General features: G+C 40.8%; 12 protein-coding genes. 7 read left to right on the top strand and 5 right to left on the bottom strand.

Annotation, left to right across the window (positions count from 1 at the left end; all coding sequences use genetic code 11):
- Positions 1–135 precede the first annotated feature (135 nt).
- From ettA to H3V00_RS02935, 6 genes are all read left to right on the top strand, one after another.
- Positions 136–1,803 (top strand): energy-dependent translational throttle protein EttA, encoded by a 1,668-nt coding sequence (ettA, locus tag H3V00_RS02960; protein ID WP_198206471.1) that lies wholly within the window; start codon positions 136–138, stop codon positions 1,801–1,803.
- Positions 1,804–1,996: 193 nt separating this feature from the next.
- The gene (lon, locus tag H3V00_RS02955; RefSeq protein WP_370570095.1) at positions 1,997–4,441 is read left to right on the top strand and encodes an endopeptidase La; all 2,445 of its coding nucleotides are present in this window, start codon (positions 1,997–1,999) and stop codon (positions 4,439–4,441) included.
- Between the two features lie 200 nt (positions 4,442–4,641).
- On the top strand, positions 4,642–4,911 hold the full coding sequence (locus H3V00_RS02950; protein WP_025330749.1) for an HU family DNA-binding protein: 270 nt from the start codon (positions 4,642–4,644) through the stop codon (positions 4,909–4,911).
- Between the two features lie 153 nt (positions 4,912–5,064).
- A complete protein-coding gene (locus H3V00_RS02945; RefSeq protein WP_198206473.1) occupies positions 5,065–6,597 on the top strand; it encodes a peptidylprolyl isomerase in 1,533 nt (510 codons plus the stop codon).
- Between the two features lie 112 nt (positions 6,598–6,709).
- Complete coding sequence (locus H3V00_RS02940) at positions 6,710–8,056, top strand: aldehyde dehydrogenase family protein (RefSeq protein ID WP_198190087.1); 1,347 nt, start codon at positions 6,710–6,712, stop codon at positions 8,054–8,056.
- A gap of 110 nt (positions 8,057–8,166) precedes the next feature.
- Positions 8,167–8,940: a toxin-antitoxin system YwqK family antitoxin gene (locus H3V00_RS02935; RefSeq protein ID WP_198190088.1), complete on the top strand. Its 774-nt coding sequence runs from the start codon at positions 8,167–8,169 to the stop codon at positions 8,938–8,940.
- A gap of 9 nt (positions 8,941–8,949) precedes the next feature.
- Here H3V00_RS02935 and H3V00_RS11625 read toward each other — a convergent pair whose 3' ends face one another.
- The 5 genes from H3V00_RS11625 to H3V00_RS02910 form a co-directional block, all read right to left on the bottom strand.
- The gene (locus H3V00_RS11625; protein ID WP_038648860.1) at positions 8,950–9,246 is read right to left on the bottom strand and encodes a CHY zinc finger protein; all 297 of its coding nucleotides are present in this window, start codon (positions 9,244–9,246) and stop codon (positions 8,950–8,952) included.
- A gap of 154 nt (positions 9,247–9,400) precedes the next feature.
- The gene (icd, locus tag H3V00_RS02925) at positions 9,401–10,639 is read right to left on the bottom strand and encodes an NADP-dependent isocitrate dehydrogenase (RefSeq protein WP_084565686.1); all 1,239 of its coding nucleotides are present in this window, start codon (positions 10,637–10,639) and stop codon (positions 9,401–9,403) included.
- Between the two features lie 143 nt (positions 10,640–10,782).
- Entirely contained in the window at positions 10,783–11,853 is a 1,071-nt protein-coding gene (dinB, locus tag H3V00_RS02920; RefSeq protein WP_198206481.1) for a DNA polymerase IV, read from the bottom strand.
- Between the two features lie 85 nt (positions 11,854–11,938).
- Entirely contained in the window at positions 11,939–12,985 is a 1,047-nt protein-coding gene (locus tag H3V00_RS02915) for a lysozyme inhibitor LprI family protein (RefSeq protein WP_198206482.1), read from the bottom strand.
- A 154-nt stretch (positions 12,986–13,139) separates the two neighbouring features.
- Positions 13,140–14,270 (bottom strand): M14-type cytosolic carboxypeptidase, encoded by a 1,131-nt coding sequence (locus H3V00_RS02910; protein WP_084554133.1) that lies wholly within the window; start codon positions 14,268–14,270, stop codon positions 13,140–13,142.
- Between the two features lie 421 nt (positions 14,271–14,691).
- Here H3V00_RS02910 and lepA point away from each other — a divergent pair, with 421 nt between their 5' ends.
- A complete protein-coding gene (gene lepA / locus H3V00_RS02905; RefSeq protein WP_084551952.1) occupies positions 14,692–16,482 on the top strand; it encodes a translation elongation factor 4 in 1,791 nt (596 codons plus the stop codon).
- Positions 16,483–16,485 lie beyond the last annotated feature (3 nt).

Below are 16,485 nucleotides of genomic sequence, written 5' to 3'. Positions count from 1 at the left end.
AGCAAGGAAATAAATGGTGGTATTTTAACGCAAAGCATTCGCTAACAGCAGGTATATGCATGCTAAAATTAAAATCATAATCATCAGCCCTTCCTTTCAGGCTGATTCTGACTAATTTACACTGATGAATATGCTATGAGCCAATATGTATACTCAATGCTGCGCGTAAGTAAAACCGTGCCGCCTCAAAAACAGATTATCAAGGATATTTCTTTATCTTTTTTTCCCGGTGCCAAAATTGGTTTGCTGGGACTTAATGGTGCTGGGAAATCCACTGTTTTAAAAATTATGGCCGGAGTAGATACCGAATTTGAAGGTGAAGCCATTCCAATGAGTGGTATTAAAATCGGCTATTTACCACAGGAGCCCCAGCTTGATGCTGATAAAACGGTGAGAGAAGAAGTGGAATCCGGTTTGGGGGATGTAGCCGGTGCACAGAAAAAACTGGAAGAAGTATATGCTGCTTATGCAGAACCGGATGCTGATTTTGATGCGCTGGCTGAAGAGCAGGCACGGCTGGAAGCTATTATCGCGGCAGGGGCCGGAGATAATTTAGAACATCAGCTTGAAATTGCTGCTGATGCACTGCGGTTACCAGAATGGGATGCACGGATTGGTAATTTGTCCGGCGGGGAAAAACGCAGAGTTGCATTATGTAAATTGCTATTAAGTAAGCCGGATATGCTGTTACTGGATGAACCGACTAATCACCTTGATGCAGAATCAGTAGAATGGCTGGAACAGTTTCTGGTTCGTTTTCCGGGTACAGTTGTAGCTGTTACGCATGACCGCTATTTTCTGGATAATGCTGCAGAGTGGATTCTGGAATTAGACCGAGGACATGGTATTCCATGGAAAGGTAACTATAGTTCATGGCTGGAACAAAAAGAAGCCCGACTGGAGCACGAAGCTAAAACCGAGGCCGCAAGAATTAAAGCCATGAAGCAAGAGCTTGAGTGGGTAAGACAGAATGCACGCGGGCGTCAGGCTAAATCTAAAGCCCGTCTGGCGCGTTTTGAAGAAATGAGTAATTACGAATATCAGAAACGTAATGAAACTCAGGAAATATTTATTCCAGTAGCCGAGCGTCTGGGTAATGAGGTGATTGAGTTTGAGCATGTCAGCAAAAGTTTTGGTGACAAATTACTCATTGATGATTTAAGTTTTAAAATTCCGCCTGGTGCCATTGTTGGGATTATCGGACCAAACGGAGCCGGTAAATCTACATTATTCAAACTGATTACCGGACAGGAAAAGCCGGATACGGGTGAGGTAAAGATTGGTCAGACAGTAAAATTATCAATTGTTGATCAAAGCCGTAACGGTCTGCATGATGATAAAAACGTATTTGATGAAATAGCAGAAGGGCGTGATATTTTACAGGTAGGACAATTTGAAATTCCTGCCCGAGCCTATCTGGGCAGATTCAACTTTAAAGGCAGTGACCAGAGTAAAATTGTAGGAAAACTATCCGGAGGTGAGCGCGGACGTCTGCATCTGGCCAAAACTTTAATTTCCGGTGGTAATGTATTGTTGCTGGATGAACCATCGAATGATCTGGATGTGGAAACTCTGCGTGCTCTTGAAGAGGCCTTACTGGAATTTGCCGGCAGCGTACTCGTCGTTTCACATGACCGCTGGTTTCTTGACCGGATTGCCACACATATTCTGGCTGCTGAAGGTGAATCAAAATGGGTATTTTTTGATGGCAATTATCAGGAGTATGAAGCTGATAAAAAACGTCGTCTGGGAGAAGAAGGTGCAAAACCTAAACGTATTCGCTATAAACCGGTAATTCGCTAGTTTATCTGGCCGGACAGATTAATTTCAGATGCCATATATTTGTCCGGCTAATATTTCTCTTTTTAAAATAAATCTTCTTGATACAGAATTTTTCAATAATTATTCAATATTTGAAATACTTGAAAAAAACTGGTTTAGCACCATTTTAACATCCAATTTAATTGCATATTTCCAGGAAAGATTGAGGCATTACATGGCTGAAGTTTATGATTCTGCTCCGTTACAGCCAACCACGATGGCAATGTTGCCTTTGCGTGATGTTGTCGTTTACCCGCATATGGTATTGCCCCTTTTTGTAGGACGTGAAAAATCCATAGCGGCTCTGGATGCTGCCATGGAGCATGATGAACCGGTATTTTTGCTGGCACAGAAAAACGCAGATACTGATGAGCCACATGCTGAAGACATGTATGACATGGGCACAGTAGCCAGTATTCTGCAAGTGCTTAAATTACCTGATGGTACGGTTAAAGTACTTGTGGAAGGTCTGTACCGGGCTAAGGTACAGTATATTGATGAAAGCGGGCCGTATGTTGAGGCTCATATAGAAAAATGTACGGATGCCATTGAAGAGGATAAACACGATGATGAGGCATTACGTCGTACATTATTATCCCAGTTTGAACAGCTGGCAAAATTAAATAAAAAAATTCCGGCAGAAGTCATTACTACTATTAACGGTATCGATACTCTTAGCCGTCTGGCTGATACTATTGCTGCCCACTTGCAGCTGAAACTTGATCAGCGTCAGCAAATCCTTGCTATGACCAATGTGACTGCGCGTCTGGAACATTTACTTCATTTGCTTGAGTCTGAGCTGGATATCCTTCAGGTAGAAAAACGTATTCGCGGGCGAGTAAAGCGGCAAATGGAAAAATCGCAGCGCGAATATTATCTGAATGAGCAGGTAAAAGCGATTCAGAAAGAGCTGGGTGAAGAAGATGATGATCTGACTAATCTTGAAGCGCAGATTCGCCAGGCAGGTATGAGCAAAGAGGCAGAAGAAAAATGTCTGTCTGAATTCAAAAAATTGCGCATGATGCCTCCGATGTCAGCTGAATCAACTGTTGTTCGTAATTATATAGATACGCTGCTTGAATTACCGTGGAAAAAGAAATCCAAGGTAAGCAAAGATATTGGCAAAGCCGATATGATTCTGAATGCCGACCACTATGGTCTCGAAAAAGTTAAAGAACGCATTCTTGAATATCTTGCAGTGCAAAAACGCATGAATCAGCTTAAGGGGCCTATTTTATGTCTGGTCGGCCCTCCGGGTGTAGGTAAAACATCACTGGGTGAATCCATTGCTAAAGCAACCGGACGAAAATATGTTCGTATGGCGTTAGGTGGTGTGCATGATGAGAGTGAAATCCGCGGCCACCGGCGAACTTATATCGGCTCAATGCCTGGTAAAATTCTGCAAAACATGGCCAAGGTTGGTGTTAAAAACCCACTATTTTTACTCGATGAAATTGATAAATTAGGTAATGATTTCAGGGGTGATCCTGCCAGTGCTTTACTTGAAGTGCTTGATCCTGAACAAAACCATTCTTTTTCTGACCATTATGCAGAGGTTGAATTTGATTTATCAGATGTAATGTTTATTGCTACATCTAATAGTATGAACATTCCGTCTCCGCTACTTGACCGTATGGAAATTATTCGTCTTTCCGGTTATACCGAAGATGAAAAAATTAATATTGCCATGAAATATCTGGTAGCTAAACAGATCAAGCAAAATGGTGTACGCGACGGTGAAATCTGCATTGAGGAATCAGCTGTACGCGATATTATCCGTTATTACACCCGTGAAGCCGGTGTACGTTCACTTGATCGTGAAATAGCCAAAATTTGCCGTAAAGTAGTAATGAAGCAAGCGGTTGCAGCAGAAAATACCAGTAAAGGTAAAAAAACTAAAGCAAAACCAGAAACTATTGTCATTAATGCAGATAATTTACATGACTATCTTGGTGTCCGCCGCTTTGATTATGGAGTAGCGGAAAATGAAAACCGTATTGGTCAGGTAACAGGACTAGCCTGGACAGAAGTGGGTGGTGAGCTTTTAACTATTGAAGCCAGCAAATTTCGTGGTAAAGGCAATATTCTGCGTACCGGTAAGCTTGGTGATGTGATGCAGGAATCTGTCAGCGCTGCGTGGAGTGTTGTTCGTTCACGGGCTGAAAGTCTGGGTATCGAGCCTGATTTTTATGAAAAAAATGATATTCACGTACATGTTCCAGAAGGTGCTACGCCGAAAGATGGTCCGAGTGCTGGTAGTGCCATAACTCTAGCTTTGGTTTCTGCTTTTACCGGTATACCGGTACGTGCGGATGTAGCTATGACTGGCGAAATTACTCTGCGAGGAGAAATTCTGCCAATTGGCGGGCTGAAAGAAAAGCTGCTGGCTGCTTTACGTGGCGGAATAAAGCATGTGCTGATTCCGAAAGATAATGTTAAAGATCTGGAAGAAATTCCGGCTAACATCTGTGAACAGCTGACTATTCATCCGGTACAGTGGATAGATGAAGTACTTAATCTTGGACTGGCTTATCCACCCAGCCCATGGCAAAGTGCACCGGAAGAAAATGTAATAGCTAATTCAGCGCCTAAGTCAACAACAAAAACCGTAAAACACTGAGTATGCAGCCATTCACCAACACTAATGGTGAATGGCATTGTTTTTGGCATGATTTAACTCAATGTAGATGTGTCGGCGCTTGACATAAAGAATTTGGGCTTGTTATAAAGTAATCGTAATGTATTGTTCAGTTTTTGCCATAAAGGAAATGGTCGGAAACTGAAAATCATATGAACATAACAACAGAAAGGGACTTTATTGTGAATAAGTCTGAATTGATTGAAGCTATTGCTCAGGAAGCCGATTTACCTAAAGCTTCTGCAGCAAAGGCTCTGGACGGTATGATTAGCTCTGTTACTAAAGCACTGAAAAGTGGTGATACTGTAACTTTAGTGGGTTTCGGTACATTTTATGTTGGTGAACGTGCTGCACGTGCCGGACGTAACCCGAAAACTGGCGAGCCATTGCAAATCAAAGCAGCCAAAACTCCTAAGTTCCGTGCAGGTAAAGCACTGAAAGATGCTCTTTGATTTAAATTCTGTAATCAGGCTGGGCGGGATATTTTCCCGCCTTTTTTATTGTTTGTCGCTTTTGTGCATTAATTCTTTAATCAACATGGTTTAGCTTAATAAAAAAAGTTACAATATCGTTCTGTCTGTTTTGAATAAAGTTAACTGAATCTCATGTTTCACATTGTAGAAAAATATAAAACCCCGGCTCAGATTATTCTAGGCGCGATTTGTCTAAGTTTTGTATTTGCAGGCGGCTATTCACTGGCTGTTCCCGGTTCTGATTATGTCAGCAAAGTAGGCGACATAAAAATTAAAATAAACGATGTCAATGATTTTCAGCGGCGTTTACAGAACGCTTCCGGTAATCCGGTAAGTAAACAGCTTGCTTATGAAACACTGCGTGATCAGGCTTATATTCAGCAGGCTGCTAATGATATGAATATTAATGTTTCTATCAGCCAGATAAAACAGGTGATTGCATCTGACCCGAGTTTTCAGGAAAACGGAAAATTTGTAGAAGCCAAATATCGCGCATTTTTACAACAGTCAGGAATGACAGAAGAAGCTCTGATAAACGGTATGCGTAAACAGTACGCTATGCAGACTATGCTGAATCTTATGAAAGCCGGTAATCTGGTAAGTGACGTACAGGCCAGACAAATGATTAATCTGTTGCAATCTGCACGTCAGGTACAAACAATTACCTTTCCTGCAGCAAATTTTGTCAGTCAGGTAGCTGTTGATGATAGTAAGCTGAAAGCTTATTACGAAGCGAATAAAAAACGTTATTATCTTCCGCAGGCTGTTAAATATGAATTTGTACAATTGTCTGCTGCGGAGCTGGGCGCTAAGGAAACAGTCAGTGAAGCTGAGCTGCAGGAAGCATATAATCAGATTCCGACTTCCGCATCAGCTCCGAAACCTTCTTTGGAAAGTGTAAAACCACGATTAACTCAAGAGATTCAGATTCGTAAGGGTGCGGCTGTTGTTGCGAAAATGAAAGAAACTGTCAGTGATCTGGCATTTAATAACCCAAAAACATTACAGCCGATTAATGATAAGCTTGGTTTACAAATCTACAAGGTAGATCAGGGCTGGGTAACACGCGATATGGCCAATGCCAGTGGGATGCCAAAAGCGCTACAAGATGTTTTATTTGGAAATGATGTACTGATAAAACGATATAATTCTGAACCAGTTGATTTGGGTAACGGAACATATTGGGTGGTACGTGCACTGGATGTACGTAAAGAACATCAGGCATCTTTTGCAGAGATTAAACCTCAGATACAACAGGACTACATTGCCGAGGAAGCCAAAAAGCTGGCGACAGCATCAGCTAAGCAGGCTCTGGAAAATTTAAATAAAGGTGACGTTTCCAGTCTGCCATGGTCACCAAGTACAGATCTTACACCACAACAAGCTGTAGCGATGATGTCTAAGGGTGATTTCCAGCTTTGGATTAAAGCCAAACCTGCAAACAATAAACCGGCATATATTTTACTTACTGATCAGCAAAATCCAGTATTGGTTAAAATTAATGCAATTAAACCACCTCAGGATATGGGTAATGTTTTGCCACAGGCTAAGCAAATTATCAGCGAAAATCTGGCACAAAACCTTGCTGTTGCTAATCTGCAATGGTTAAAAAATCGCTATAAAGTGAAGCAGGGTGTACAAAAGCTGGATACGGCTGACGAATAATAAAATTATTATTGACCTTATAAGTTTTATAAGGTCAATATTTTTTGCAGACATATATTGTCTTGTATTCAATACGTATGGATTTACCGTTTGCAGTTGAAGGATTTTTGAGTTGTATACCAGTTATCATGCCATTACAGGTGAAGTTCTATTTACCCGTGAAAATCTGACCAGAGCTGAATTCGATTTACAGTATCAGCAGCTGTCCAGTAAACAACGTAATTTTGCCTGTGAAAATGTGCAAACACGCACTCATTATCTTTTAGAGTTTGCTCAGCGACTGGAACAAGCACAAGCCGAACTGGCCTATCAGATTTGTATTGAAGTAGGGCGCTGTTTGCGTGAATGTGAAGCAGAAATCAGTAAATCTATTGCTCTGATTCGTTATTATGCACATTTAGCGCCCGAGCTGCTTGCTCATAAAACTATTGCCACGCAGGCAAGCCTGAGTCAGGTACGTTTTGAGCCTCTAGGAACAGTATTGGCAGTAATGCCATGGAATTATCCGGTATGGCAGATTTTGCGCTTTGCTATTCCTGCTTTATGTGCCGGAAATGCCTGTCTGGTGAAACCGGCACCTTCTGTAGGCAAAATCAGCCAGATGCTGTTTGAATTGATAGGGGATGATTTACCTTTACAACTTGTCTGGCTCAGTAATGATGATATTGAATATGCTATTGCTCAAACACAGGCACTGGCTTTCACCGGTTCAACCCAAACCGGGCGATATCTGGCTGCACTGGCCGGCAGCCATTTACGCAAATGTGTTATGGAGCTGGGCGGAAGCAATGCCTTCATTGTATTAAATGATGCGGATATTAAGCAGGCTGCGGCAGATGCTTGTTATTCACGCTTTCGCGATGCCGGTCAGTCATGTAATGCGGCCAAACGGCTGATTATAAATAATGACATTGCTGATGAATTTCTGGCTGTTTTTATGCAACACTGCCGGAAACTGCAAATGGGGGAGCCATGGCTGCCATCCACAACTTTGGCACCACTGCATCGCAATGATTTACGTACATTGGTTCATGCGCAGGTTCAGGATGCACTAACCCAGGGTGCACAATGCTTACTTGGCGGTAAAATCCCGGAAAATGTACAAGGCTGGTTTTATCCAGCTACTATTCTGGATAAAGTCAATCCGGATTGTCGTGTATATCATGAAGAAGTATTTGGACCAGTAGCGATTATTCTGCGAGCCAGTGATAATCATCATGCATTAACGCTGGCTAATGATAATCCTTTTGGTCTGGGAGCCAGTATTTATACGCAGAACACTTCACAGGCATGGAAATTCGCAGAAAATTTAAATGTGGGTAGTGTATTTATTAACCGACATACGAGTAGTGATTTACGCCTGCCTTTTGGCGGAGTAAAAGATTCCGGATTCGGACGCGAATTGTCAGAATTTGGTATTTATGAGTTTGTTAATGTGAAAACCTACTGGCAAAAATAATTGATACATTCATATAATCAATAATTTATTTGAAAAAGAATGTAATATCTATAGATATAATTTTTATTGCATAAAATAATGATTCTACTTAGTAAAAAGGGACAGAAACTATGTATGTAGCCAGACGCTTTTACTGGTTCGTACTCGCCATAATACTTTTTTTGATTGTAATAACAGTTGTATGGCAGATAAAGTCCCAAGCGCATAAAACTGTCAATACAGATATAAACCAGCATGTTGTGAATAAGCAGCCAAAGGTTCAATATCATCAGAATTCTCACCAATCAAAAAACGATCAGGTTAATGAACAGATTCTTCCCGAACCTGAAAAAAACAAATATGATGCTGAATATGCTTTGCCTATAGATCAGTTACAACAATTAATTCCGGCTATGAAAGAAGGCGTATTACAGCTATCGTATCCGGATGGTAAAAAGAAACTACAAGGCAACTATAAAAATGGTAAACCTGTCGGACAATGGCATAGCTGGTATCCAAATGGTCGGCTTGCGATTGAAATAAGCTGGAAAAACGGTTTACCGAATGGCAAAACACGCAGCTGGTATGAAAATGGCCATAAACGCGGAGAAATTTATTTCGTTAACGGAAAAGCAGAAGGGCGCTGGCAGCGCTGGTACGCTAACGGGCAGATAAAACAGGACATGACTGTTCATCAAGGCGTGGTAAAAACGATGACCACGTGGGATAACAGCGGACATCTAATCTCTGATGTTGCAATTATAGATAATAAAGTTAGCGGAGTTGTTCTAACCTGGTATGATTCAGGTGCCAAAAAAAGTGAATCTGTATTTGAAAAGAACGAACTAGTACGTAAAACCGAATGGGATGAAGACGGACTAATTGTTGACCTTGATGATAACTAATAATATATATTATTTAAAATAAATATCTTTATGTAATGCGCAGCGTGGATTAAAAGAAGCCTGACAAAACGGACACTGATATTGCTGATACTGTTTATAGGTTAAGAGGGTTTTGCAATTTCCACACATAACCGGTTGGCTATTTTCAGTTGTCATGGCTACAAATGTATGATCACACATCAAATCATGGCATTTAAAGCAGGCATAGTATTGTTTACACTGGGCACATTGAAGGGCAGCGATATCATTTTCATTATGATAGTGTACACAGCGACCGCAAGAATCGGTTTGAATTCCTAAAATCATTGTTTTCAACTTTTCAGATAATATTCATTATAGCTGAACATAAATGTTTTTAAAGATAATTGTTTTTATTTATCGAACGAATTAAAAATTTTATTTTATAAAAAAACCGAATCCCATTTCAGGATTCGGTTTCGTGAATACATAATATGAAGAGTTACATACGTTCAATCAGAGCTTTACCGAAATCTGAGCAGGAGACTTCTTTTGCACCTTCCATCATACGGGCAAAATCATAGGTGACAATTTTGTCGGCAATGGCTTTTTCAATTGAGGTAATAACCAAATCTGCAGCTTCTTTCCAGCCTAAATGACGTAACATCATTTCGGCAGACAGAATGATAGATCCCGGATTAACTTTATCCTGACCGGCATATTTAGGTGCAGTACCATGTGTTGCTTCAAATACGGCATATTCATCAGAGATATTGGCTCCCGGGGCAATACCGATACCACCAACCTGAGCAGCCAGAGCATCTGAAATGTAGTCACCATTCAGATTAAGTGTCGTAATCACATCATATTCAGCCGGACGCAGCAAAATCTGCTGCAGGAATGCATCAGCAATACAATCTTTAATGACGATATTTTTACCGGTTTTCGGATTTTTAAATTCGCACCATGGTCCATCACCAATCAAGGTTGCGCCAAATTCATTTTTAGCTACTTCATAAGACCAGTCACGGAATCCGCCTTCGGTGAATTTCATGATGTTACCTTTATGAACAATGGTAACACTGTCTCGGTCATTATCAATAGCATAACGTATAGCTGCGCGGGTCAGGCGTTGTGAACCCTCTTTAGAAACAGGCTTGATACCAATACTGGATGTTTCAGGGAAGCGGATTTTGGTAACACCCATTTCACCTTGCAGGAAATTGATAATTTTTTTAGCATCTGCTGTTTCTGCAAACCATTCAATACCTGCGTAAATATCTTCAGTGTTCTCACGGAAAATAACCATGTTAACTTTACTAGGATCTTTAAGCGGAGAAGGTACGCCTTTGAAATACTGTACAGGACGCACACACTGATATAAATCCAGTTGCTGACGAATGGCAACATTCAGTGAGCGAATACCGCCGCCTACCGGTGTAGTCATCGGTCCTTTAATTGCTACTTTATATTCTTTAATGGCTTCCAGTGTTTCTTCCGGTAACCATACATTTTCACCATAAACCTTAGTGGCTTTTTCACCGGCATAAACTTCCATCCAGACAATTTTTCTGGAACCGTTATAGGCTTTCGCTACTGCTGCATCAATAACGTCTTTCATCACTGGCGTAATATCAACACCAATACCATCCCCTTCAATAAAAGGAATGATTGGATCATTCGGAATAGCTTGGCCAGAAATGATTTTATGACCTTCTGTCGGCACTTTAATGTGACTCATGGTAACTCCTGTGATGTTACTTTTTCTGATAAAGGGCTACTTACTCCCGCTTGCAGCCTGACAGCCTCATTATCCTTTATTTTGTTAACTTAAGCCAGAAAAATGTAGTGCGATGTAGTCGAAATTGTTTCAAGGAGATATCATCAGAATGCATTTTCAGAAGCCCATAAATCAGGCTGATATTCATGCTGATAGAAATGGCTGATACCCAGACCAATCAGACGGAATTGTTCGCCATTGTCCGGTAACCGCTTGAGTAAATCCTGCCCGGCAGCAATCAAAGCTGCAGCATCAGGTAAAGGAGAAGAGTAGGTCTGCGAACGTGTATGAATCTGAAAATCGGCAGTTTTTAATTTTAAAGTTACACAATTTCCCTGCAACTGTTTCTGCTGCATTGTTTCTACCAATGTTTGTGCCAGGTCGGGCAGATGGCGGGCGATTTCAATCAGATTTTCATTTTCGATAAGTGTAATTTCCGTAGATATCTGCTGGCGGTTACGTTCAGGAGTAACTTCGCGGTCATCACGCCCCTGAGCTAGATCAAACAGCCGGTATCCCCAGCGACCAAAATGATGCACTAAAACAGATAAGCTTACCTGACTTAAATCTCCGACTGTTTTCCAGCCTAAGGCATGCATTTTCTGTTCTGTTACTTTACCGACTCCGGGAATTTTACCTAATGGTAATTTCTGCAAAAAATTTATTACTTGCGAAGGGGCAATAACAAACTGACCGTTTGGCTTGCGCCAGTCAGAAGCAATTTTAGCCAGAAATTTGTTAGGAGCAATACCGGCGGAGGCAGTCAAACCGGTTTCTGACAAAATTGATGCGCGTATTTCACTGGCAATATCCCGGGCATAAGGCAGTTTGCCCTGATAATTGGTTACGTCGAGATAAGCCTCATCCAAAGATAAGGGTTCAATTTGATGTGTATAGCGGCTAAAGATACTGTGAATATGCTGGGATACTGCACGGTATTTATTGAAATCCGGAGTAATATAAATTGCCTGAGGGCATAATCGCTTAGCTATAGATACAGCCATAGCAGAATGTAATCCATATTTGCGAGCCGCATACGAGGCAGCACAAATTACTGATCTTGGTCCATCCCATGCTACAACAACAGGTTTATTCTGAAGTTCGGGACGATCGCGTAATTCTACTGACGCATAAAAAGCGTCCATATCAATATGAATAATTTTCCGATCCGACATGTTTATACTTTATTTATTAAATATGTAGGATCAGACACCAGTAATATAAAAAAATAATACTGATGTCCAGACTAATAATGACGAATTAATGCAGGCTATAACCGTTAAGATACTTAATACGTTCATTAATCATTAGTGTATCACATTCCAGCCGTATTAGTTCCGCCTGAGCGGGCGAACCGGCTTTAGCCGCTTTTGCCTGACACTGACTGGTTTTCTGGGCTATCCATTTCTGTTCTTCCTGCTGCAAGGTATTACGAACAGTATCGTTCAGATTATGCCATTTTGCATTGATAACACTATTGGCATTGCGGTTATTATCCCGTGCCTGCTGCAACTGATCAGCAGTTATATCATTTTGGATAACATGATTGTTATCAGTCTGATTATTATTCTCTGTTGCTAAAGAATGACCGTTAAGAATATCACTTGCTTTCTGAGCTTCCGGGCTGAGGCGATCTAATGGTAAAACCTGGGCATTGGGATTAGTGATCAGCTTGATAGCATCTGCTCGATTGTACATATGCCCGGCAATCATGACCGTATCCTTGATACCATAGGGTAATAGTGCATTACCTAAAACAGTACTTAAAGTCTGAATACCAGTCTGATCAAATTTGCTGGCGGAATTGGTTACAGATGCCGCATTAGCATTTGTTCTGTCTGAAACAGGTGCATATTGGATAGGTTTAGTAAAAACATTATCATGCAGAGTAACTTCATTACCTTGCAACTGCTGATTCAGATGGGCAATAAAATCGGTTTTACCAAATAATAACGGAGCATTTGTCTGAATTTGCTGCCAAATATTAGTGGGAACGGTAATTTTTAGCTCACTGCTGCAAACTGGATTACCATTATTGTCTTTATCCAGCTTGCCATCAGATACGGCTACAGATAATTCATGGCTGGCATTGATTACTTTATCTGCATCTACAAACTGACGGCTGTCATTTTGAGCGAACTGATGAACATTATTATTGATACCTGTCTGCAGGGTTTGCTGAATCTGACTGCGAAGCTGCTCACTATTGCAGCTTAGCTTTGCTTTAGATGCTTCTGAATCATCCCTTGAACAGGCTGCCAGAGAAATAATGCTGATGATGCTGTATACAAGTATGCTTCTTTTCATGATTGTTTCCTATATTGATGATGGATAAAAGACAACTTGATTACAAATAATGCATCTTTATTATGCTGCGTATGTAATTATTAATCATTTGATTTTACTAAAAAATACAAAAAGCCTGAAATATCTCTCAGGCTTTGGAAACAATATGACTGATTTAACGCAAACTATCCAGTATAGAGTAAATCGGGCTTAAAATTGCCTCCCCCAAACGCAGAGAACGCTGGCCGTTCCAGCCAAAATCGTCATCCGGCCATTGATTATTATCTTTAAATGGCATTTCAAGTGTATAAGCTAAACATTTAAAGGTTTCACCAATGTATGCAGTAGCAATATTCAGATTGGCTTTACCCGGTTCATCTTTTTCATAACCATATTTATCCTGAAAATCCGGGCTTGCTACCAGAAAGGCCTGTTTGAACATTTCCTGTAACGAATGCAGCCTGTCATCGAAGGAAGGAATTCCCTCATTACCTGAAAGAAATACATAAGGAATAGATTCATCGCCATGAATATCCAGGAATAAATCCACCCCTGTTTCATGCATTTTTTCACGTACCAGATAAACTTCCGGACTGTTTTGCATGCTGGGCTGTAACCATTCGCGATTGAGATTTGCTCCGGCAGCATTAGTACGCAGATTACCGAGTACTGATCCATCAGGGTTCATATTCGGAACAATATAAAATGTAGCCTGATCCAGTAAAGCACGTGCTGTCGGATCCTGATGATCTAATAATCGGCCTAACAAACCTTCAATAAACCATTCAGCCATAGTTTCGCCAGGATGCTGACGCGCAATCACCCAGATTTTCAAATCGCTGGCAACCTGATTGCCAATTGTCAGCAGATTAATATCACGCCCCTGAATAGTGCTGCCTAAATCTTCTATCTGACATAAACCGCTGCTCTGGCTGTCACCTAGTAAATTCAGATGTTGTTCATATGAATAAGGTTCGAAGTAGGCATAGTACACACTATTGGATAACGGAGTATGAGAAATAGTTAATATGTCGTTTTCGAAAGTTGTAGGAACACGAAACCAGTTGATGCGATCATAAGAGCACATTGCCTGATAATCTTCCCAACCCTCCGGATAAGCGGATTCAGTTGTATTAATGAAGTTCAGGCGAATATTCTGATAGGCAACACCCTGTACACGGAAATAAAACCATTGCCGAAATTCGGCCGCATTGTCTTTAGGTAATTTGAGCTGGATATTAGCCGGATCACTGGCATCGACAATCTCAATATTACCACCATCAAACTGTGTGCTGATTTTTAGCATACAACTACTTTCATTGAAATAAACAACTGAGTTAAAGATATTGTAGTCTTTCTGGCAGTGACTTTCTATGTTTGTCAGACAAAATTTATGGCAGGATAATATAGTATCGCTTTGCTAATAAATAATTTCTGTACCGCTTAAAATTTATTTTATGAGTTTAAAATTTAATTTGAACATTAAAATATCTGCTTAAGGTGTGAATATTTAAAAATCTGTTAATTTATTAGCACTTTGCCCGGAGTGATAAATTTAATGAAAGCTTTTAAGCTCTAATGTTTGAAAATTAAAAGCTTTTCTGAATTATTATAAATTCTTGGGCGCACTACAGTACATTCCGCTAAAATAAGCAGTTATTTTCTGGTTTTCTGGTATTGATTTATCAGAATGTTGCTGTCTGAATTAATTTGAATTATTGGCTTACATGAACAATATACGCAATTTCTCTATTATCGCCCATATTGACCATGGGAAGTCGACACTGGCTGATCGTTTTATTCAGTATTGTGGCGGTCTTGAAAATCGGGAAATGAGTGCACAGGTACTCGATTCCATGGATATTGAAAAAGAGCGCGGTATTACAATTAAAGCTCAAACTGCAGCTTTACAGTATAAAGCCCGTGACGGGCAGATTTATCAGCTTAATCTGATTGACACCCCGGGACATGTGGACTTTTCCTATGAGGTATCCCGTTCTCTTTCTGCCTGTGAAGGTGCATTACTGGTGGTAGATGCATCACAGGGTGTAGAAGCTCAGACCGTAGCCAATTGCTATACAGCTATTGACCTGGGGGTAGAGGTTTTGCCCGTTCTGAATAAGATTGATTTACCTTCAGCAGAACCTGAACGGGTCATAGAAGAAATAGAAGATATTATCGGAATTGAGGCCATTGATGCTGTACGCTGTTCTGCTAAAAGCGGCATCGGTATTGAGGATGTACTGGAAGAGATTGTAAAAAAAGTACCGGCACCTACTGGTAAAAATGATGCACCGTTAAAAGCGTTAATCATTGATTCATGGTTCGATAATTACGTTGGCGTAGTAATGCTGATACGCATGGTCGACGGAACGGTACGTCTGAAAGATAAAGTTCGTTTCATGGCCACAGGAGCCGAAACACAGGTAGAACAATTAGGTATATTTACGCCTAAATCTGTGCAGAAGCAGGAATTAAAAGCTGGTGATGTAGGCTTTTTAATTACCGGTGTCAAAGAGCTTGGTTCGGCTAAAGTAGGTGATACGATTACCCTGGCGCGGGAGCCGGCCAGCGAACCTTTACCCGGTTTTAAAGAAGTGCAGCCACAGGTGTTTGCCGGTTTATACCCTGTTGAGAGTCACGATTACGATGCATTACGTGAAGCTCTGGAAAAATTACAGCTCAATGATGCTGCACTGAAATTTGAACCGGAAGTTTCACAGGCACTGGGATTCGGTTTTCGCTGTGGTTTTCTTGGTCTGCTGCATCTGGAAATTGTCCAGGAAAGGCTTGAGCGAGAATTTAATATGGATCTGATTACCACTGCACCAACAGTGGTATATGAAATACTGATGAAAAGCGGTGAACGCTTAGAGATTGAAAACCCGTCTAAATTACCTGATATCGGTACACTTGAAGCAATTTATGAACCTATTATCACGGCAACTATATTATTGCCGCAGGAATATGTCGGTGCGGTAATGACATTGTGTAATCAGAAACGCGGTGTTCAGAGAAATATGCAATACATGGGCCGGCAGGTAATGCTGACTTATGAAATGCCAATGAATGAAGTCGTGATGGATTTCTTTGATAAGCTGAAATCAACTTCACGCGGCTATGCATCGCTTGATTATGAGTTTCTCGAATTCAGGGCTGCAGATCTGGTTAAACTGGATATTCTGGTTAACAGTGAAAAAGTCGATGCGCTCAGTTTGATTGTTCATCGCAGTAATTCAGTTCATCGCGGCAGAGAGCTGGTAGCTAAAATGCGTGAGCTGATTCCGAGACAAATGTTTGATATTGCTGTTCAGGCGGCAATCGGCGGTAAAATTATTGCGCGTGAAAACGTAAAAGCTCTGCGCAAAAATGTGCTGGCCAAATGTTATGGCGGCGATATTACCCGTAAGAAAAAATTATTGGAAAAACAAAAAGCCGGTAAAAAACGTATGAAACAGGTAGGTAATGTAGAAATTCCACAATCTGCCTTTCTGGCGATTTTACAGGTTGGAGATTAATAA

The organism is Snodgrassella sp. W6238H11 (genome assembly GCF_016100525.1).
Classification (GTDB): domain Bacteria; phylum Pseudomonadota; class Gammaproteobacteria; order Burkholderiales; family Neisseriaceae; genus Snodgrassella; species Snodgrassella alvi.
The sequence above is the reverse complement of the archived record's forward strand: the minus strand, read 5'-3'. Positions and strand labels throughout refer to the sequence as shown.

Coding starts and splice junctions, on each gene's coding strand:
- ettA (WP_198206471.1), top strand. CDS start 136: ATGAGCCAATATGTATACTCAATGCTGCGCGTAAGTAAAACCGTGCCG.
- lon (WP_370570095.1), top strand. CDS start 1,997: ATGGCTGAAGTTTATGATTCTGCTCCGTTACAGCCAACCACGATGGCA.
- H3V00_RS02945 (WP_198206473.1), top strand. CDS start 5,065: ATGTTTCACATTGTAGAAAAATATAAAACCCCGGCTCAGATTATTCTA.
- H3V00_RS02935 (WP_198190088.1), top strand. CDS start 8,167: ATGTATGTAGCCAGACGCTTTTACTGGTTCGTACTCGCCATAATACTT.
- H3V00_RS11625 (WP_038648860.1), bottom strand. CDS start 9,246: ATGATTTTAGGAATTCAAACCGATTCTTGCGGTCGCTGTGTACACTAT.
- icd (WP_084565686.1), bottom strand. CDS start 10,639: ATGAGTCACATTAAAGTGCCGACAGAAGGTCATAAAATCATTTCTGGC.
- dinB (WP_198206481.1), bottom strand. CDS start 11,853: ATGTCGGATCGGAAAATTATTCATATTGATATGGACGCTTTTTATGCG.
- H3V00_RS02915 (WP_198206482.1), bottom strand. CDS start 12,985: ATGAAAAGAAGCATACTTGTATACAGCATCATCAGCATTATTTCTCTG.
- H3V00_RS02910 (WP_084554133.1), bottom strand. CDS start 14,270: ATGCTAAAAATCAGCACACAGTTTGATGGTGGTAATATTGAGATTGTC.
- lepA (WP_084551952.1), top strand. CDS start 14,692: ATGAACAATATACGCAATTTCTCTATTATCGCCCATATTGACCATGGG.